Annotated in this window: 1 pseudogene; it reads right to left on the bottom strand. The window is 45.0% G+C overall.

From position 1 onward, the window contains the following. A pseudogene (locus tag A3763_RS07365) lies at positions 1-211 on the bottom strand (F0F1 ATP synthase subunit gamma); the annotation flags it as partial.

Raw genomic sequence — 211 nt, 5'->3', positions numbered from 1 at the left:
CACCTTTACAGAACCGATCAGCTCATGTGCTGCAGGTGCGTCACCAAGGTGACTTAATGCAGCAACGACATTACCGCCGTAGCTTTTAAAGAAGCTAATTGCTTTTTGTCCAACCGCGCAAAGATCGACTTCTACTGCGTTATCCGCGTAGTTTTTCATATCTTTAGCAACTTTCTTGAACAAGTTGACGTTCAAACCGCCACACAAACCT

It is taken from the genome of Oleiphilus sp. HI0128, from assembly GCF_001635365.1.
This window is presented reverse-complemented; position numbering and strand designations above follow the sequence as displayed.